The organism is Mumia sp. (genome assembly GCF_028803055.1).
Taxonomy (GTDB): domain Bacteria; phylum Actinomycetota; class Actinomycetes; order Propionibacteriales; family Nocardioidaceae; genus Mumia.
Window position 1 is genome coordinate 1 of record NZ_JARBCJ010000059.1, and the last position, 17,089, is coordinate 17,089.

General features: G+C 71.7%; 18 protein-coding genes. 8 read left to right on the forward strand and 10 right to left on the reverse strand.

Translation table 11 applies throughout. The features are described 5' to 3' along the window. Positions 1–4 precede the first annotated feature (4 nt). The gene (locus PV363_RS07725; protein ID WP_301022053.1) at positions 5–1,666 is read right to left on the reverse strand and encodes an NAD(P)/FAD-dependent oxidoreductase; all 1,662 of its coding nucleotides are present in this window, start codon (positions 1,664–1,666) and stop codon (positions 5–7) included. 121 nt (positions 1,667–1,787) lie between these two features. Here PV363_RS07725 and PV363_RS07730 point away from each other — a divergent pair, with 121 nt between their 5' ends. Both PV363_RS07730 and PV363_RS07735 read left to right on the forward strand, forming a co-directional pair. Beyond that, positions 1,788–3,236 (forward strand): FAD-dependent oxidoreductase, encoded by a 1,449-nt coding sequence (locus PV363_RS07730; RefSeq protein ID WP_220342633.1) that lies wholly within the window; start codon positions 1,788–1,790, stop codon positions 3,234–3,236. Between the two features lie 65 nt (positions 3,237–3,301). Continuing rightward, a complete protein-coding gene (locus PV363_RS07735) occupies positions 3,302–3,679 on the forward strand; it encodes a VOC family protein (protein ID WP_220342632.1) in 378 nt (125 codons plus the stop codon). 16 nt (positions 3,680–3,695) lie between these two features. Here PV363_RS07735 and PV363_RS07740 read toward each other — a convergent pair whose 3' ends face one another. Further along, entirely contained in the window at positions 3,696–5,681 is a 1,986-nt protein-coding gene (locus PV363_RS07740) for an ABC transporter ATP-binding protein (protein ID WP_255559825.1), read from the reverse strand. 100 nt (positions 5,682–5,781) lie between these two features. Between PV363_RS07740 and PV363_RS07745 the strand changes: the two genes are divergently transcribed. Together PV363_RS07745 and PV363_RS07750 are read left to right on the forward strand one after the other, a co-directional pair. Beyond that, positions 5,782–6,345, forward strand: a complete 564-nt coding sequence (locus PV363_RS07745) for a type 1 glutamine amidotransferase domain-containing protein (protein ID WP_301022054.1) — start codon at positions 5,782–5,784, stop codon at positions 6,343–6,345. An 82-nt stretch (positions 6,346–6,427) separates the two neighbouring features. Then, positions 6,428–7,525, forward strand: a complete 1,098-nt coding sequence (locus tag PV363_RS07750) for a dipeptidase (protein WP_301022055.1) — start codon at positions 6,428–6,430, stop codon at positions 7,523–7,525. On the opposite strand, the gene PV363_RS07755 is transcribed toward PV363_RS07750, so the two are convergent. The 3 genes from PV363_RS07755 to PV363_RS07765 form a co-directional block, all read right to left on the reverse strand. Continuing rightward, the gene (locus PV363_RS07755; protein WP_220366682.1) at positions 7,506–8,351 is read right to left on the reverse strand and encodes an NAD(P)H-binding protein; all 846 of its coding nucleotides are present in this window, start codon (positions 8,349–8,351) and stop codon (positions 7,506–7,508) included. The genes PV363_RS07750 and PV363_RS07755 overlap by 20 nt on opposite strands. A gap of 61 nt (positions 8,352–8,412) precedes the next feature. Beyond that, on the reverse strand, positions 8,413–9,135 hold the full coding sequence (locus PV363_RS07760; RefSeq protein ID WP_220345593.1) for an alpha/beta hydrolase: 723 nt from the start codon (positions 9,133–9,135) through the stop codon (positions 8,413–8,415). Positions 9,136–9,349: 214 nt separating this feature from the next. Next, a complete protein-coding gene (locus PV363_RS07765) occupies positions 9,350–9,487 on the reverse strand; it encodes a hypothetical protein (protein WP_220342628.1) in 138 nt (45 codons plus the stop codon). An 87-nt stretch (positions 9,488–9,574) separates the two neighbouring features. On the opposite strand from PV363_RS07765, the gene PV363_RS07770 reads away from it, so the two are divergent. Next, positions 9,575–10,540, forward strand: coding sequence for a helix-turn-helix domain-containing protein (locus tag PV363_RS07770; RefSeq protein WP_301022056.1), 966 nt, complete (start codon positions 9,575–9,577; stop codon positions 10,538–10,540). 22 nt (positions 10,541–10,562) lie between these two features. Here the strand turns inward: PV363_RS07770 and PV363_RS07775 are convergent, their stop codons facing one another. The 3 genes from PV363_RS07775 to PV363_RS07785 are packed head-to-tail and all read right to left on the reverse strand — an operon-like array spanning position 10,563 to position 13,337. After that, positions 10,563–12,782: a heavy metal translocating P-type ATPase gene (locus PV363_RS07775; protein WP_301022057.1), complete on the reverse strand. Its 2,220-nt coding sequence runs from the start codon at positions 12,780–12,782 to the stop codon at positions 10,563–10,565. After that, the gene (locus PV363_RS07780) at positions 12,779–12,997 is read right to left on the reverse strand and encodes a heavy-metal-associated domain-containing protein (RefSeq protein ID WP_220342626.1); all 219 of its coding nucleotides are present in this window, start codon (positions 12,995–12,997) and stop codon (positions 12,779–12,781) included. The genes PV363_RS07775 and PV363_RS07780 overlap by 4 nt, the downstream gene beginning before the upstream one ends. A 49-nt stretch (positions 12,998–13,046) precedes the next feature. Next, entirely contained in the window at positions 13,047–13,337 is a 291-nt protein-coding gene (locus tag PV363_RS07785; protein WP_220342625.1) for a metal-sensitive transcriptional regulator, read from the reverse strand. A 60-nt stretch (positions 13,338–13,397) separates the two neighbouring features. On the opposite strand from PV363_RS07785, the gene PV363_RS07790 reads away from it, so the two are divergent. Both PV363_RS07790 and serA read left to right on the forward strand, forming a co-directional pair. After that, positions 13,398–13,835, forward strand: a complete 438-nt coding sequence (locus tag PV363_RS07790; protein ID WP_301022058.1) for a PaaI family thioesterase — start codon at positions 13,398–13,400, stop codon at positions 13,833–13,835. A gap of 211 nt (positions 13,836–14,046) precedes the next feature. Further along, positions 14,047–15,291 (forward strand): phosphoglycerate dehydrogenase, encoded by a 1,245-nt coding sequence (gene serA / locus PV363_RS07795; RefSeq protein WP_255559874.1) that lies wholly within the window; start codon positions 14,047–14,049, stop codon positions 15,289–15,291. 3 nt (positions 15,292–15,294) lie between these two features. On the opposite strand, the gene PV363_RS07800 is transcribed toward serA, so the two are convergent. Beyond that, positions 15,295–15,984, reverse strand: coding sequence for an alpha/beta hydrolase (locus PV363_RS07800; RefSeq protein ID WP_301022059.1), 690 nt, complete (start codon positions 15,982–15,984; stop codon positions 15,295–15,297). A 49-nt stretch (positions 15,985–16,033) separates the two neighbouring features. On the opposite strand from PV363_RS07800, the gene PV363_RS07805 reads away from it, so the two are divergent. Continuing rightward, positions 16,034–16,732 carry a WYL domain-containing protein gene (locus tag PV363_RS07805; protein WP_220342623.1) on the forward strand — a complete coding sequence of 233 codons (699 nt, stop codon included), beginning with the start codon at positions 16,034–16,036 and terminating at the stop codon, positions 16,730–16,732. Between the two features lie 3 nt (positions 16,733–16,735). Here the strand turns inward: PV363_RS07805 and PV363_RS07810 are convergent. Continuing rightward, a partial coding sequence (locus tag PV363_RS07810) for a DUF1697 domain-containing protein (protein ID WP_301022060.1) occupies positions 16,736–17,089 on the reverse strand: 354 nt, incomplete at its 5' end.

Consider the following 17,089-nt stretch of genomic DNA (forward strand, 5'->3'; position numbering starts at 1 on the left):
GATCTCACGTGAGACGACGGTCATCAGGTGCTCCTTCTCGAAGGGTGGGGACATCTCCGCGGCGCAGACGGGCGACGAGCGGACGCGCGCGGCGGAGCAGGGCAGGTTCGGCGAGCACGGCGCGGGCCGCGTTCGCCCCGGGGGCTCCGTGCACACCGCCGCCGGGATGGGCCGACGCCGACGCCAGGAACAGGCCGGGCACCGGGGTCGTCGCGCGACCGTTGCCGGGGACGGGTCGGAAGATCAGCTGCTGGTGGATCGCGGAGGTGCCGCCGTTGACGGCACCGCCGACGAGGTTCGCGTCCCGAGCCTCGAGCTCGCGCGGACCGAGGACCCGTCGAGCGACGATCCGGCTCGCGAGGTCCGGGGCATGGGCCTCGAGCCGGCGTTGCATCCGATCGGCGAAGCGCTCGACCTCGTCGCGGTCCCAGCGACCCGTGATGCGGTCACCGCCGGCGTCGTGCCGGACGTCCTGGGGCACGTGCGCGTAAGCCCAGAGGGCCTCGGTCCCCGCCGGGGAGCGGGTCGGGTCGGCGGTGGTCATCTGGCCGACGAGGACGAACGGCTCGCCGGGCACGGTGTGCGCGTTGATCTGCGCGGTCGCCTCGGCGATCTCGCTCACGGAGTCGGCGAGATGGACCGTGCCGGGAGGGGCGTCCGGCGGCGACGACCAGGGCACCGGGCCGTCGAGCGCCCAGTCGACCTTGATCGTCGAGGGGTCGATCTGGAAACGCTCCATGGCCCGAGCGGTGCGGGCCGGAAGGTCCTCGGGACTGACGAGGCCGCCGTACAGCGACGAGGCCACGACGTCGGCCACGACCGCACGTCGGGCGGTGACGACCTCGCCGTCCGCGACCCGGACGCCGACCGCTCGTCCGTCGCGGAGCAGGACACGGTCGACGCGCGACGAGGTACGGATGTCGCCCCCCAGGGAGGCGAACCGCCGTGCCAGCGCCGCCGAGAGCCGGCCGGCCCCACCCCGAGGCACCGGGAACCCGACGGTCTGCCCCAGCATCGTCATGAGGAGACCCATCAACCCCGAGCCGGCGGCGTCGGCGGGGATGTCGGCGTGCGCGGCGTTGCCGGCGATCAGCAGGCCCGCGCCTGGACCCTCGAAGCCGTCGCTGCCGAGGGCGGCCGCGGGCTCCAGCAGACGGCGTACGTAGTCGATCCCTCCGACCGAGCGCAGCGCCCACAACGTCCTGGCCCCGGCACGCAGCGGCGGGAACGGCGTCGTCAGGGCGTCGACCATCGCGTCGCCGACGTGACGCCAATCGTCGACCCAGGCGCGCCAGCGGTCGCCGTCGCCGGAGCCGAGCGCCTCGAGGGACCGGGCGGTCGCGTCGACGTCACGGTGCAGCATCGCCCACGAGCCGTCAGGGAGCGGGTGCCCGAGGACGGCGGGCGCGTGGCTCCACTCCAGACCGTGCCTCTCGAGGCCGAGCCCGCCGATCGCGCCCGACGCCGCCGCGAGGGGATAGAACGAGCTGAACGTGTCGTGCTCGTAGTCGGGGTGCACGTCGCGCGCGCTGCGCACGGCTCCACCCACCTCCGGCTGCGCCTCGAGGACGACCACGTCGAGTCCCGCGTCGGCGAGGAGGTTCGCCGCCACGAGACCGTTCGGCCCGGCCCCGACGACGACCGCGTCGTACTCGGTCGTGGCCACGTGAACTCCCTCTCGGATCCGGTAGACGGCCCCCCGGCGGTACCCCTGGAGGGCGGTCTGAAACCCCGCGTGTCCTGCGCGAGGCTGGGTACCGGTGAGCCCGACGGAAGGAACGAACCCGATGCACTCCTGGTGGTACGACCAGAACCCTGACCGCCCGACCTACTCCCCGCTGAGCGAGGACCTCTCGTGCGACGTCGTCGTCGTGGGCGCGGGCCTGGTCGGGGCCACGACCGCGCTCGCGCTCGCTCGCGCCGGAACCTCGGTCGTCGTGCTCGAAGGGCGCACCGTCGCTGCCGGGACGACAGGGGGTACGACCGGCAAGGTGAGCCTCCTCCAGGGCTCGCGCCTCTCGACGCTCCAGCGGCACCACCCCGAGCGCCTCCGGGGCTACGTCGAGGCCAACCGCTCCGGCCAGGAGTGGATCCGAGCGTTCTGCCAGAGCAGCGGTCTGCCGTACGACGTCCGCGACGCGGTGACGTACGCGACGACCGCGCACGGCGAGAGCCAGCTGCGGCGCGAGCACGAGGCGTGCGTGGAGGCAGGACTGCCGGTGGTGTGGGAGGACAGCCTCGAGCTGCCGTACGAGGTGCGAGGCGCGATCCGGCTCGCCGGGCAGGGGCAGATCGACGCCGTCGCGGTCACCGACCGCATCATGGCCGACGCCGTCGAGGCGGGGGCGCGGCTCTTCGAGCAGACCCGTGTCCTTCGCGTGGACGGCGGTGAGAGGCCCCGGGTCCGGACCGAGCACGCGACGGTCGACGCGCGCCACGTCGTCCTCGCCACCGGGATACCGATCCTCGACCGTGGCGGCTTCTTCGCCCGCCTCTCCCCGGAGCGGTCGTACGCCGCCGCCTTCCGCACCGACGGTCCCGCGGTGGACGCGATGCACCTGTCGATCGACACTCCGACCCGCTCCCTGCGGACGTCGACGCCCGACGAGTCGGTGCTCGTCGTCGGCGGCAACGGGCACACCACCGGGCGCGCCCGGTCCGAGGCGCAGAAGGTCGACGACCTCGTCGCCTGGTCCCAGAGCACCTTCGGCGTGGGGGACCCGCTGGCCACGTGGTCGGCGCAGGACTACGCGCCCGCCTCCGGTCTGCCCTACGTCGGCAAGCTGCTGCCGAACCGCGGGGCGGTCCACGTCGCGACCGGCTTCAACAAGTGGGGGTTGGCGATGGGTGCGGCCGCGGGCCTCGCCCTCGCCGGTGACCTCTTGGGCGAGACGCCCTCGTGGCGCGACGCTGTCAGCTCCTGGCGCCGTCCCGCGCTGCGTGATGCGGCGAAGGCGGCTGAGCTCAACGCGTCGGTCGGTGTGGAGATGGGCAAGGGATGGGTCTCGGCCGCGGTGACGCGCGACGGCGCCCCGCCGTCGGTCGGCGGGGTGCCGCCCTGCGCGGACTCCGGTAACGGCGCGCCGGTCTCGGCGGTCTGCACCCACCTCGGCGGGATCGTGGAGTGGAACGACGCCGAGCGGTCCTGGGACTGCCCCCTGCACGGGTCGCGGTTCGCCGAGGACGGCTCGGTCATCGAGGGTCCGGCGACCCGTCCGCTCAAGCCGTGCCGGTGAGTTCCGCACGCTGAGCCGGTCAGCACCGGGAGGGGTCCGGACGTGACCCCGCAAGGAGGGCGACCATGCTTGCCGACTCACCGGCCTTCAGCGGCTTCTCGGTCGACGACACCGCGGCTGCGCAGGCCTTCTACTCCGACACGCTCGGCCTCGACGTGGAGGAGCAGGACGGGATGCTGACGCTGCACCTCGCGGGCGGCCGCGACACGCTCGTCTACCCCAAGGGCGACCAGCACCAGCCGGCGTCGTTCACCGTCCTGAACTTCCCGGTGCCCGACATCGAGACGGCCGTGGACACCCTCGCCGGGCGCGGTGTGTCGTTCGAGAGGTACGAGGGCACGCCCATGGCCACCGATGCCACGGGCATCTTCCGTGGAGGAGGACCGCTCATCGCGTGGTTCACCGACCCCGCGGGCAACGTGCTCTCGGTGATCCAGCAGTAGCCAGACGCGAGGCAGGTCAGAGCGGGACGTCGGCGCGGACGTGGTCCTCACGGTCGTGGAACACCGCGCCGTCGCGGAACACGACACCGTCGCGGAAGCGGCCCTCGATCTCGCCGCCGCCGAACTGCTCGACGTAGAGCCGCGAGTACAGCCCGCCCTCGGCGAGCAGCTCGGCGTGTGTGCCCTGCTCCACCAGCCGGCCCTCCTCGAGCCCGAAGATGACGTCGGCGTTCTGGATCGTCGACAACCGGTGCGCGATCGCGATCGTGGTGCGCCCGACGGTCGCGCGCTCGAGAGCGTCCTGGACGAGGCGCTCGGTCTCGGTGTCGAGCGCCGACGTCGCCTCGTCGAGGATGAGGACCCGGGGGTTCATCAGGAACACTCGCGCGATCGCGATCCGCTGCTTCTCGCCCCCTGACAGCCGGTAGCCGCGCTCACCGGTCACCGTCTGGTAGCCCTCGGCGAAGCTCATGATCCGGTCGTGGATGTTGGCGTCGCGCGCAGCCTGCTCGACCTCCTCCGGCGTCGCGCCCTCCTTGGCGTACGCGATGTTGTCGTAGACGGTGCCGTGGAAGAGGTACGGCTCCTGCGTCACCATCCCGGCCGTGGTCGCCAGCGAGTGCTCGGTCGCGTCGCGGACGTCGACGCCGTCGATGAGGACGGCACCGTCGGTCACGTCGTAGAAGCGGGGTACGAGGTACGTCATGGTGGTCTTGCCCGATCCCGACGGCCCCACGATGGCCGCGAGCTGACCCGGCTCGACCGTCAGCGAGACGTCCTGCAACGTCCAGCGCTCCTCCGTCACGGGGTCCTGGTCGTCGGTGCCGCGGGGCTGCTGGATGCCCACGAGCCGCGGTGGCGGGTAGCGGAACCACACGCCGCGGAACTCGACGCGTCCTCCCTCTCCGGTGTCGGGAAGCGGCCGGGCGTCGGGCCGCTCGACGATCGCCGGCTCCAGGTCGAGGTACTCGAAGATCCGTCGGAACAGCGCGAGCGACGTCTGGACGTCGAGGGTGACGCGCATGAGCTGGATCAGGGGCATCTGCAGCCGGGCTTGCAGCGTGGTGAACGCGACGAGGGTGCCCGCCGTCAGCGCGGCGCCGGAGGAGTCCAGCCGCCCGGTCAGCATCAGGCCCGAGACGAGATAGATCAGGGCCGGTGTGATCGCGAAGAACGTCTGGACCATCGCGAAGAACGTCCGGCCCGTCATCGCGGCCCTGACCTGGAGGTGGGTCTGGCGGTGGTTCTCGTCGCGGTAGCGCAGCGTCTCGCTCTCGGCGCGGTTGAACACCTTGGCGAGGAGGATCCCGGAGACCGACAGCGCCTCCTCGGTGATCGCGGTCATCTCCGACAGCGACTCCTGGGTCTTGCGGGCGAGCCGTTGGCGCCGCCGGCCGACCCGCACCTGGATGACGACGAACACCGGCATCAGGATCAGCGTGATGATCGTGAGCTGCCAGGACAGGATCACCATCGCGACGAAGGCCGAGAGGACCGTGACGGCGTTCTGGAGGATGGTGGTCGCGGTGTCGGTCAGCACCGTCCGTACGCCGCTGACGTCGTTGGCCAGGCGCGACTGGATCGCCCCGGTCTTCGTCGCGGTGAAGAAGCCGAGCTCCATCGTCTGCAGGTGCGCGAACAGTCGTCCGCGCAGGTCCGCCATCGCGGAGTTCCCGATCGTCGACGTCAGATAGTTCTGGCCGATCGCGATCAGCGAGGTGACGACCGGGATCGCGCACAGCCCGGCGACCAGCCACCCGAGGAGCCCGAGGTCGGGGCCACCACCACCGGGCGGGAACAAGGCGTCGTCGAACACCGCCTTGGTCAGGAACGGCGCGAGCGATGCCAGCACGGCGCCGGCGACGACGGCGAGGCCGACGAGCAGCATCTTGCGCTTGTACGGCGCGAGGAGGTGGGCGATCCGCGGCAGCACCCGCCCCGCGTCCTCCCGGGTGACGGCGCGGCGCGCGGCCCGCGCCGTCTCCTCCATCGATGACGTCATGGGTCGAGCGTAGGTCGCATCCGGCGGGGCGAAGGTGTGACGGCTCCCCACGTGGGTACCTGGCGGAGGCAACCTTCCGCTAGTCGAGAGGAGACATCTGATGTCCAAGCCCGACCTCAGCGGACGCCGAGTCCTGGCCCTGGTCAGCAACTACGGCGTCGAGCAGGACGAGCTCGTGGTGCCCGTCGACCACCTGCGTGAGCACGGGGCCGAGGTCGATGTCGCCGCGGTGGAGGACGACCCGATCGAGACCCTGGTCGGCGACAAGGACCCCGGCAAGTCGGTCACTCCCACGACGACGATCTCGCAGGTGGACCCGTCGGCGTACGACCTGTTGCTGCTCCCGGGCGGCACCATCAACGCCGACCAGCTCCGCCTCGACGAGGACGCGGTCGGGGTCGTGACGGCGTTCGAGAGCAACGGCCGTCCGATCGCCGCGATCTGTCACGGTCCGTGGGCGCTGGTCGAGGCCGGCGTCGTCGACGGCCGACGGCTCACGTCGTACGCCTCGCTGCAGACCGACATCCGCAACGCCGGAGGCCAGTGGGTCGACGACGCCGCGGTGGTCGACGACAGCCGGACGCCGACCTTGATCACCTCGCGGACGCCGAAGGACCTCGAGGACTTCCTCCGGGAGATCGACAGGGCGCTTTCGGGGTCCTGATAGCTCGCGTGCGGACCCGTCGCGTGACACGCTCCACGACGGGTCCGTGCGCGACCAGCTCCTGGCGTGCCAGGGTTGCCCGGTGAATCCAGCGGCGTCCTCCTCACCCCATCCCGCAGCCCGGCTCGCGGTGACCGGCGACCCGACGGTGCGCTCGGCGCTGGAGAAGGCGCTGGTCTTCGACGGCCACAACGACCTCGCGTGGGAGTCGCGGGTCGAGGCGGCGTACGCGACGGACGGCCTGGGAGAGGTCGCTCCGCACGGGCGCTTCCACACCGACGTCCCGCGCCTGCGCCGTGGCGGGGTCGGCGCCCAGTTCTGGTCGGTGTTAGTGCCGTCGTCGCTCGCGGGTGCCGACGCGGTCGAGGCGACCCTCGAGCAGATCGACTTCGTCCACCGGCTGGTGGCGGCCTACCCGGACGACCTCGCGCTCGCACGGACGGGCGACGACGTCCGGGCGGTGTGGGCCGACGGCAAGGTGGCCTCCCTGCTGGGCGCCGAGGGCGGTCACAGCATCGACGACTCGCTCGCCGTGCTGCGGGTGCTCTCGCGGCTCGGCGTCGCCTACATGACCCTCACGCACAACGTCAACACGGCGTGGGCCGACTCCGCGACCGACGAGCCGGTCCACGGCGGTCTCACCGACCTCGGTCGCGACGTGGTTCGGGAGATGAACAGGCTCGGGATGCTCGTCGACCTGTCCCACGTGGCGACGACGACCATGCACGACGCCCTCGACGTCACGGCGGCGCCGGTGATCTTCAGCCACTCCAGCTGCCGCGCGGTGACCGACCACCCTCGCAACGTGCCGGACGACGTGCTGCTCCGCCTGCGTGACAACGGGGGCGTGCTGATGGTGGCCTTCGTGCCGAGTTTCCTCAGCGAGAGCTGGGCGCGCTGGCGTCACGGCGGCGAGGTCGGCCCCGAGCCTCGGGTCACCGTCCAAGACGTCGTGGACCACATCGAGCACGCTCGTGAGGTGATGGGCGTCGAGCACGTCGGGCTGGGCGGTGACTATGACGGCTTCGTGCGGTTCCCCGTCGGTCTGGAGGACGTCTCGACCTACCCGCGCGTCCTCGAGGCGCTCGCAACCCGGGGGTGGAGTGCCGACGACATGGCGGCGCTCGCGGGCGGCAACGCGCTCCGCGTGCTCGACGCGGTCACGTCCGGCGGCCGCTGAACACCTCCGCCACCGTGGTCGCGGGGCGCCCCAGCAGCGCGGGAACGTCGTCGCTCACGTGCTCCAGCTCGCCGTCGGCGACGGCGGTGTAGGTGCTGACCCACGCCTCGACCAGCCAGCGCGGTGCCTCGTACCGTGCCCGGCTGGCGAACGCCTCCTGCACCGTCTCGGCGACGTACCGGTGAGGTCTGCCGGTCGCCGTGGTGAGGAGCGCCGCGATCTCGTCGAGCGTCAGGGCCTCGGGCCCGGTGAGCTCGTACGTCCTGCCCGTGTGCGCTGTGGGGTCCTCGAGCACGTGTGCGACCACCGCCGCCACGTCGGCCTGGGAGACGGAGGCGACCCTGCCGCGACCGGCGGGCCCGCGGATCACGCCGTCGTCGCCGAACATCGTCTGGATCGCCTCGGTGTAGAGGTTGTCGCGCAGGAACGTCCACTCCACCGGAGCGGCGGCGATCAGCTCCTCGGTCGCGCCGTGGTCGCGGGCGAGGAGGAACCCTGCGTCCGGACCCGCCCCGACGAACGACAGGTAGACCAGCTGGCGTACGCCCGCAGCGACCGCCGCGTCGACCGCCGTACGGTGCTGGGCGACGCGGTCGGCCGACTCTGTCGCCGAGACCAGAAAGAGGGTGTCGAGTCCTTCGTACGCCGCCCGGCATGCGTGCGCGTCGTCGTACGAGGCGACCGCGACCTCCGACCGGGGCAGAGTCGGCGTGCGTGCCGGATCGCGGACGATCAGCCGCGTGGCATACCCGCCGTCGGCGAGGTGGCGTGCGGCCGCCCGACCGACGCGGCCGGTCGCTCCCGTGATGCCGATGAGGGTGGTCATGCCCCCGATCGTGGCACGGGAGTCTGGGGGTGCGTCGCCTCTCCGGTCTGAGAACGTGGCGTCACCTCAGGTGCCGGGCGAAGAACCTGGCCGCGTCGTCCGCCGCGAACGGCGGAACCCCGGTGTGCCCGCCCATGTTGGCTTGCAGCGTCTTCTCCTGGGAGCCGAAGGCATCGAAGAGGTCCAGTGCCCGCTGCCGGTCATTCCCTTCGTCGTCCCACTGCAGCAGGACGTGCAGCGGCACGGTGATCTGACGGGCCTCGTCGAACATGACGCGCGGCACGAAGGTTCCGGCGAACAGCCCTAGCGCCGCGATGCGTGGCTCGACCAGCGCCAGCCTGATCCCGAGGGCGGTCACCCCGCCCGAGTAACCGACCGGGCCGCTGATCCCTGGCAGCGCGAGGAGGTCGTCCAGGAGCGTCTGCCACTCGGGGACGGCGTTCTCGACCAGGGGAAGGACCAGCCTGTCGACGATCTCGTCGACGGGCTCGCCGGCCAGCACCGCTCGCCGCAGGTCGGCGCGGGCCTGCTCGGCGTCGGCCGACGGAGGTCGACCGCCGGCCCCTGGCAGCTCGATCGTGGCCGCGGCGAAGCCGTTCGCTGCGGAGTGTCTCGCTCGCCCCACCAGCCGCGGGTACATCGTTCGAAGCCCGCCAGGGTGGCCCATGAGGAGCACCGGCGCTGGCGAGGACGTGGGGGTCCACAGCATGCCGGGGATGCCGCCGAGGGTGAACTCTCGTTCGAGGACGCCGTCGTCGAGGCGCTCTTCGGAGGTGATGCGCATGGTCGTGCCTTTCGGGAGTGCTTGAACGGCGCTCCCGGACGACCTATCGCCCGGCTGTGACCTCACCGAGGAGCACCCACGTCATTGCGTTCACGGGTAGCACCTCCTCGTTCTCTCGCACAGCGTGCGGAAAGGCTAGCAAGGACCCTTGTCCGGGTCGACCAGTGTGGGGCTCCCGCCTCCGCTGATCGGTCTCGGTGCGCGTCGCCTCGCCTCAGTCCTTGGGCTGGCTGTGGGTCGCGATCGCCTGGAGCTCCGACCGCAGGCGCTGCGCGTCGCGGTTGCCGTTGCCGACGCGGAACGCCGGGAAGCGTGGGCTGGTCGTGATCAGATGCTTTCGTGAATGCCTCATGGCAACAACCATGCGCTCGTACAGATCGAGACAGAAGGTGTGTAAAAGTCGTTGACCGCACAGATCCTGCCACGTAGCGTCGACTCCATGATCCGTACGGTCGCTGCCTTGGTCACCGACGACGTCACCGCCTTCGAGCTGGGGGTGGTGTGCGAGGTCTTCGGGATCGACCGGACCGAGGATGGCGTCCCGCCGTTCGACTTCCGGATCTGCGGCCCGGAGGCAGGAGTTCCCGTCCGCCTCTCGGTCGGCGGGTCGATCGTCCCCGACCACGGTCTCGACGGGCTGCTGGGGGCCGATCTCGTCGCCGTCGTCCCGTCGTGGCGACGGACCGGCGAGGCGCTCGCGCCGCTGGACGAGGCGATCCTGTCCGCTCTGCGCGCCGCTCACGCCTCCGGAGCCACGATGCTCAGTCTCTGCAGCGGCGCGTTCATCCTCGCGGAGGCGGGGCTGCTCGACGGGCGCCCGTGCACGACCCACTGGCGCCATGCCGCCCTGCTCCGCACGATGTTCCCGGTCGCGGAGGTCAACGAGGACGTCCTCTTCGTCGACGACGGTGACATCGTCACGAGCGCCGGTACGGCGGCCGGGATCGACGCCGCCCTCCACCTCGTGCGCCGGGAGATCGGGAGCGAGGCCGCCAACGCGATCGCGCGCCGCATGGTGGTGGCGCCGCAGCGCGACGGTGGTCAGCGGCAGTTCATCGACCATCCCGTGCCCGAGTGCAGCGACGACATGTTCGCCGAGGTGCTCGACTGGATGGTCGAACACCTGGAGGAGCAGCAGCCGGTCTCGCGCCTGGCGGAGCTCGCCGGGATGTCGCCGCGGACGTTCGCTCGTCGCTTCACCGCAGAGACGGGGACGACGCCGATCCAGTGGCTGGCTCAGCAGCGGATCCTCCGGGCCCGCACTCTCCTGGAGTCGACCGACCTCGACATCGACCACGTCGCGCACCGCTGCGGCTTCTCGTCCGGCACGCTGCTGCGTCACCACTTCCGGCGGCTCGTCGGGGTGACGCCGGGGGAGTACCGCAAGACCTTCGCCCTGGCGTGAGCGAGGCGCGGCGCGGGACGGGTCAGAGGTTGCGCAGCCGCAGCGAGTTCGTGACGACGAGCACCGAGCTCGCGGCCATCGCGGCGCCGGCGATCAGCGGGTTGAGGAAGCCGGCCGCCGCGAGCGGGATCGCCGCCACGTTGTAGCCGAACGCCCATCCGAGGTTCTGCTTGATGGTGCGCAGCGTACGGCGCGACAGCTCGATGGCCCGGGGAGCGAGACGCAGGTCGCCGCGGACGAGGGTCAGGTCCGACGCCTCGATCGCCACGTCGGTGCCGGTGCCCATGGCGATCCCGAGATCGGCGACGGCGAGGGCCGGTGCGTCGTTGACCCCGTCACCGACCATCGCGACCGTACGCCCGCGGGCCTGCAGGTCGGCGACGGCCGCGGCCTTGTCCTCCGGCAGCACCTCGGCGACGACCTCGGTGATGCCGACCTCGCGCGCCACGTCCTCGGCGACCGAGCGTCGGTCGCCGGTGAGGAGGACTGGCTCGAGGCCGAGCGCGCGCAGCCGGCGTACGGCCTCGGCCGACGTCGGCTTGACCCGGTCCGCCACCGCGACGATCCCACGAACCTCGCCGTCGACCGCCACGTGGACCGGCGTGGTCGCAGGACCAGTGTCCGGCAGGCCGTCAGGAAGGCTCGATCCCTGCTCGAGGAGCCACGGGAGGCGTCCGACGAGAACCTTGCGGTCCTCGACCACGCCGCCGACCCCGAGTCCAGTCGTGGTGACGAACTCGTGCACCTCGGGCAGGTCCCCCGCCTCGCGGGCCGCCGTCGTCACCGCACGGGCCAGGGGGTGCTCCGACGCCGCCTCGACCGCACCGGCGAGCCGCAGGAGCTCGCCGGCGTCGGTGCCGGCGACGGTCTCCACGCCGACGACGTGCATCGCTCCCTCGGTCACCGTGCCGGTCTTGTCGAGCACGACGGTGTCGACCCGGCGGGTGGACTCGAGGATCTCCGGGCCCTTGACGAGGATGCCCATCTGCGCCCCGCGGCCGGTCCCGGCCAGGAGCGCCGTCGGCGTCGCGAGCCCGAGAGCGCAGGGGCAGGCGATGATGAGGACCGCGACCGCCGCGGTGAACGCCTCCGTGGGCGTCCCGCCCGCCAGCAACCACCCGGCGAGCGTGCCGAGGGCGATCACGATGACGACCGGCACGAAGACGGCGGAGATGCGGTCCGCGAGGCGCTGGACCGGCGCCTTGCCGCTCTGAGCGTTCTCCACCAGGCGTGCCATCTGGGCGAGCTGCGTGCGCTCGCCGACGGCCGTGGCGCGGACGACGAGCCGGCCGCCGGCGGCGACCGTTCCGCCCACGACACGGTCACCGGCTGTGACGTCCACCGGGACGCTCTCGCCGGTCAGCATCGCGGCGTCGATCGACGCGCTGCCCGAGACGACCTCACCGTCGGCGGCGACCTTCTCGCCCGGTCGCACCACGAACGTGTCGCCGACCCCGAGCTCGGAGACGGGGACCTCGACCTCTCGGTCGCCACGGAGCACAGTGACCCGCTTGGCGCCCAGCGAGAGGAGCGCGCGGAGGGCGGCGCCGGAGTCCCGCTTGGCGCGCTGCTCGAGATAGCGACCGAGCAGGATGAAGACGGTGACCGCGCTGGCCACCTCCAGGTAGATCTCGTCGGCCCCGGACCCCTGGGCGAACCAGGTGAGCTCCATCGTCATGCCGGTCACGCTGGCGTGACCCCAGAACAACGCATAGACGGACCAGGCGAACGCGGCGGTGACGCCGATCGAGATCAACGTGTCCATCGTCGCGGCGCCGTGGCGCGCGTTGACCAGCGCGGCACGGTGGAACGGCCAGGCGCCCCACACCGCGACGGGAGCGGCGAGCGTGAGCGCGAGCCACTGCCAGTTGTCGAACTGCCTCGCGGGAACCATCGACAGCACCAGGACCGGGGCCGCGAGGAGCGCCGAGACCACGAGCCGCTGCCGCAGGGACACCAGCTCGGGATCCTCGTCGGGCGTGGCGCCGGAGCCGGTCGCGTCCCCCGTCGCGGCCGGCTCCGGCAGATCACGGACGGGAGCGGCGGAGTAGCCCGTCTTCTCGACGGTGGCGACGAGGTCGGCCACGTCGACGAACGCCGGCGCGGACACGTACGCCCGCTCGGTCGCGAAGTTGACGGACGCCTCGACGCCCTCGAGCTTGTTGAGCTTCTTCTCGACACGGGCGGCGCACGAGGCGCAGGTCATCCCGCCGATGTCGAGCTCGTGGGTCTGGAGCGTCACGACCCCACGACCTGATAGCTCCCCGCCTCGTCGACCGCGGCCGCGACGGCGGCGTCGTCGAGCGGGACGTCGCTGGTCACGTGCACCGACGAGGTGCCGCCGGCGACGAGGTCGACGTCCACGGACCGGACGCCCTCCAGCGCCCCGATCTCCTCCTTGACGGCGCCTGCGCAGTGGCCGCAGGTCATCCCGGTGACGTGGTAGGTCGTGTTCATGATGGGCTCCTCGAGAGTCGGTCGAGCAGGGTACGGGGAAGGGCTGGGGTCACGACCGCACGAGGCGAGCGATCGCGGCGGAGGCCTCGGCGATCTTTTCCTCAGCCCTGTCGCCGGAGGCGATGGCGTCGTGGACGCAGTGCGAGAGGTGCTCGTCGAGCAAGGTCAGGGCGACGGACTCCAGCGCCTTGGTGGCGGCGGAGACCTGGGTGAGGACGTCGATGCAGTAGACGTCCTCCTCGACCATCCGCTGGAGCCCGCGGACCTGACCCTCGACGCGCCTGAGCCGCTTGAGGACTGCGGCCTTGTCGTCGCTGTAACCGGGTGCGTGGGTGTCCATGCCGCCGAGAATACCCCTAGGGGGTATGAGGGACAAGACCTCGGTGGGCACACTCGTCGTGTGACTGATGCAACGGCGTCCATGTCGGAGACCGGCCTCGGCGGAGCCCTCGGCTTCCGCTTCGTGGAGCTCTCCGGTGACCGCGCGACCATCGAGTGGACCGTGGGAGCGCAGCACCTCCAGCCGTTCGGGATCGTCCACGGCGGTGTGCACTGTGCGGCCCACGAGAGTGCCGCCAGCATGGGCGCGCAGGCGTGGCTCCGCGACAGGGGTCTGGTGGTCGGGGTCAACAACAACACCGACTTCCTCCGGCAGGCCCGCGAGGGCGAGACGCTCCGTACGGTCGCGACGCCGATCCACCGCGGGCGGACGACCCAGCTGTGGGAGATGAACACGACGAACGCCGAGGGGAAGCTCGTCGCCCGCGGACAGGTCCGTCTCGCCCACATCCCGGGGACGCCGCCCGAGGAGTTCCTCGCTCTGCTTGGCGCCGAGTAGGCCCGAAGCGCGGAATGCGTTCGGCCGTGCCGGGAGGACGACCTAGACTGGTCCGGTCGCGACTGGCGTTCAGGTGGGTCGACCACCAGGGAGCGACACACCAGCACAGACCGCGGGACCGTACGCCTGGGCCCTGGGTCGACCGCCACCTCCGGGTGGACCGACCTGACCAGGAGGACTCGTCCCCGTGACGACACAGACGCTCTACACCATGACCTCAGACCTTCCCGTGACCACGCCACGGCTCGAGGACCACGACATCCGTGTCCTCCTGCTGGAGAACATCCACGCCGACGGCGCCGAGTTCCTGCGCGCGCAGGGCTACCAGGTGGAGACGCGCACCGGAGCCCTCGGCGAGGACGAGCTGATCGAGGCAGTCCAGGGCGTTCACCTCCTCGGCATCCGCTCCACGACGTACGTCACCGAGCGCGTGCTCGCGCAGGCGCCCGACCTCCTCTCGGTCGGCGCCTTCTGCATCGGCACCAACCAGATCGACCTCAAGGCGGCGGCGGCCCGCGGGGTGGCCGTCTTCAACGCGCCGTACTCCAACACGCGCTCGGTCGTCGAGCTCGCGATCGGCGAGATCATCTCGCTCGCGCGCCGGCTCAACGAGAAGACCAACGACATGCACGCCGGCATCTGGAACAAGTCCGCGCAGGGCAGCCACGAGATCCGTGGCCGCAAGCTCGGCATCGTGGGCTACGGCAACATCGGCAGCCAGCTGTCCGTGCTCGCTGAGGCCCTCGGCATGCAGGTCTCCTACTACGACGTGGCCGACAAGCTCGCACTCGGCAACGCCAAGCGGTGCGCGACGCTCCACGAGCTGCTCGAGACCGTCGACGTCGTGACGCTGCACGTCGACGGCCGGCCGGGCAACGCCGGCCTCTTCGGCGCCGCGGAGTTCGCGCGGATGAAGCCGCGCTCGCTCTTCCTCAACCTCTCCCGCGGCATCCTCGTCGACACCGTCGCGCTGCGGGCGCACATCGAGTCGGGCCACATCGCCGGTGCCGCCGTCGACGTGTTCCCCGTGGAGCCCAAGAAGCAGGGCGAGCCGTTCGAGTCCGACCTTCGCGGGCTCCCCAACGTGATCCTCACGCCGCACGTCGGCGGCTCGACGATGGAGGCTCAGCAGGACATCGGCCGCTTCGTCTCGGGCAAGCTGCACTCCTACCTCGTCGACGGGTCCACCGACCTCTCCCCGAACCTGCCGCACCTCCAGCTGCCGTCGTACGGCGACCACCACCGTCTCGCGCACATCCACCACAACGTGCCGGGCGTGCTGTCGGCCATCAACGTGGTGCTCGGCGACCACGGCGTCAACATCGACGGTCAGATCCTGGGGACTCGCGGCGAGATCGGCTACGTGCTCACCGACATCGACAAGCAGCTCGAGCCCGAGACGCTCGCGGCGCTCGGCACGCTGCCCGAGACGATCCGGCTCCGCCAGCTCACCTGACGCTCAGCCGCGCTGGTCGAGCATCTCAGCGAGGGCGCCGGCGAGCCCGGTCGTGTCCTCGAGCATCGGCAGGTGGCCCGTGGCGAGGCTCCGCTGACGGGGCGTACCGAGCCGGGCAGCGAACCGTCCTTGGAGGCCTGGGGAGAGCTCGCGGTCCTGCGTCGTCGTCACGTACCCGGTCGGCACCCGTAGCGCATCGGTCCCGGTCCGCCCGCGGTAGAGGTCGGGCGACTCGGGCACGAACTCGGCGACGATCCGCGCGGCAGTGGGCTCGTCCAGGCCCGCGGCGACGCCGCGGCGGAGGGCGCCGTCCGGTGGCCGGGTGCCCGCGAGCCGCATCGCGAGGCTCAGCAGGTGGCGCTGCGGGAAGGGCATCGAGGAGACGAACGACCCGCCGGGTGGCGGGACGACGGCGCTGACTCCGATCACGGCGCTGACCCGTGGGTGAGCCCGACGGGCGAGCTCGGTGCCGACGACGCCGCCGGACGAGTGCGCGACCACGGCAAACCGGTCCCACGGCGCGGAGTCGAGGGCAGCGTCGACGTACGAGGAGAGGCTCGGCGTACGACCGTCGGGCCGGGAGGCGACCGCGGTCTCGTGGTCGGGGCCGAGCGCTTCGCGCGCCGCGTCCCAGATCCAGGCCGGGAGCCCGGCGCCGCTGAGCAGGAGGACAGGTCCACCGGAGTTCGTCATCACCCCATCGTCTCGTCAGAACTCGTCACCCTTGTGTCACTCTTTTCTCATGAACCGCACCGATCGGCTCTACGCGATCCGGGAGGAGCTGCGCCGCGCCGGCGCGCGGGGCCGCACCGCCGAGCAGCTGGCCGCGACGTACGAGGTCAGCGTCCGGACGATCAAGCGGGACGTGTCGGCACTGCAGCAGGGCGGGTTCCCGATCTGGGCGCGCCTGGGTCGTCACGGGGGCTACGTCGTGGACCCGGACGCGACCCTTCCGCCGTTGAACTTCTCCGAGGCCGAGGTCTCCGGGCTTGCCGCGGCGATCTCCGCCCATCGGGGCGAGCCGTTCGACACCCAGGCGCGCGCCGCCCTCGCCAAGGTGCTCGACGGGATGGCGCCACCGACCCGCCTCCGTGCGACCGCTCTCTCCGAGCGGGTGTGGATCGACCGCGCGGACGACACCACCGGCGACGCGCGGTCCCGCCGGGCGGTGGAGGAGGCGCTCCAGGAGAGGCGCGTGCTCTCGCTGCGTTATCGGGACGGATCGGGGGTCGTCACCGATCGCCGCGTCGATCCGCAGATCCTCGCTTCCACGCGCGGCTCGTGGTACCTCGTGGCGCACTGCCGCACGCAGGACGCGCTCCGCTGGTTCCGGCTGGACCGGATCGAGCGTGCGAGGCTCACGGCAGCACGTGCCGTCGACCTCCCGGTCGAGAGCATCGGAGCCCCGCCGGCGACCGCGGCACCCGTCGCGGACCTGTGAGCGTCACTGCGCCATCGCGGCGAGCTTCTCGACCGTCCTGAGGTTGCGCGCCGTGCCGACGACGCCGGACAGCTTGAGCAGCCGCGGTGCCGTGATCGCACTGCGTGCCACCCCGTCGGCGTAGCGGAGGTGCAGCTCTCGCCCGATCGGTGCGACGCGGTCGGGGCCGAAGTCGTAGGACTCAAGGGCGCGCACCGCGTCGGCGCTGGGTTCGGAGGCGAGGAACCACACGTGGCAGAGCTTGGGCTCGTGGACGTCGTGCGGGTAGGCGTCGCGCGCGGCTCGCAGCTCGGCGGCGGTACGAGGAATGGCGTCCGTCGTGACGCCCATCCGGTCGGCGATCCCCGCCTCGAGGGA

What these genes read in the sequence shown, in the direction of transcription:
- PV363_RS07730 (WP_220342633.1), top strand. Translation starts at nt 1,788, where the DNA reads ATGCACTCCTGGTGGTACGACCAGAACCCTGACCGCCCGACCTACTCC.
- PV363_RS07735 (WP_220342632.1), top strand. Translation starts at nt 3,302, where the DNA reads ATGCTTGCCGACTCACCGGCCTTCAGCGGCTTCTCGGTCGACGACACC.
- PV363_RS07740 (WP_255559825.1), bottom strand. Translation starts at nt 5,681, where the DNA reads ATGACGTCATCGATGGAGGAGACGGCGCGGGCCGCGCGCCGCGCCGTC.
- PV363_RS07745 (WP_301022054.1), top strand. Translation starts at nt 5,782, where the DNA reads ATGTCCAAGCCCGACCTCAGCGGACGCCGAGTCCTGGCCCTGGTCAGC.
- PV363_RS07755 (WP_220366682.1), bottom strand. Translation starts at nt 8,351, where the DNA reads ATGACCACCCTCATCGGCATCACGGGAGCGACCGGCCGCGTCGGTCGG.
- PV363_RS07760 (WP_220345593.1), bottom strand. Translation starts at nt 9,135, where the DNA reads ATGCGCATCACCTCCGAAGAGCGCCTCGACGACGGCGTCCTCGAACGA.
- PV363_RS07765 (WP_220342628.1), bottom strand. Translation starts at nt 9,487, where the DNA reads ATGAGGCATTCACGAAAGCATCTGATCACGACCAGCCCACGCTTCCCG.
- PV363_RS07770 (WP_301022056.1), top strand. Translation starts at nt 9,575, where the DNA reads ATGATCCGTACGGTCGCTGCCTTGGTCACCGACGACGTCACCGCCTTC.
- PV363_RS07780 (WP_220342626.1), bottom strand. Translation starts at nt 12,997, where the DNA reads ATGAACACGACCTACCACGTCACCGGGATGACCTGCGGCCACTGCGCA.
- PV363_RS07785 (WP_220342625.1), bottom strand. Translation starts at nt 13,337, where the DNA reads ATGGACACCCACGCACCCGGTTACAGCGACGACAAGGCCGCAGTCCTC.
- serA (WP_255559874.1), top strand. Translation starts at nt 14,047, where the DNA reads ATGACCTCAGACCTTCCCGTGACCACGCCACGGCTCGAGGACCACGAC.
- PV363_RS07800 (WP_301022059.1), bottom strand. Translation starts at nt 15,984, where the DNA reads ATGACGAACTCCGGTGGACCTGTCCTCCTGCTCAGCGGCGCCGGGCTC.
- PV363_RS07805 (WP_220342623.1), top strand. Translation starts at nt 16,034, where the DNA reads ATGAACCGCACCGATCGGCTCTACGCGATCCGGGAGGAGCTGCGCCGC.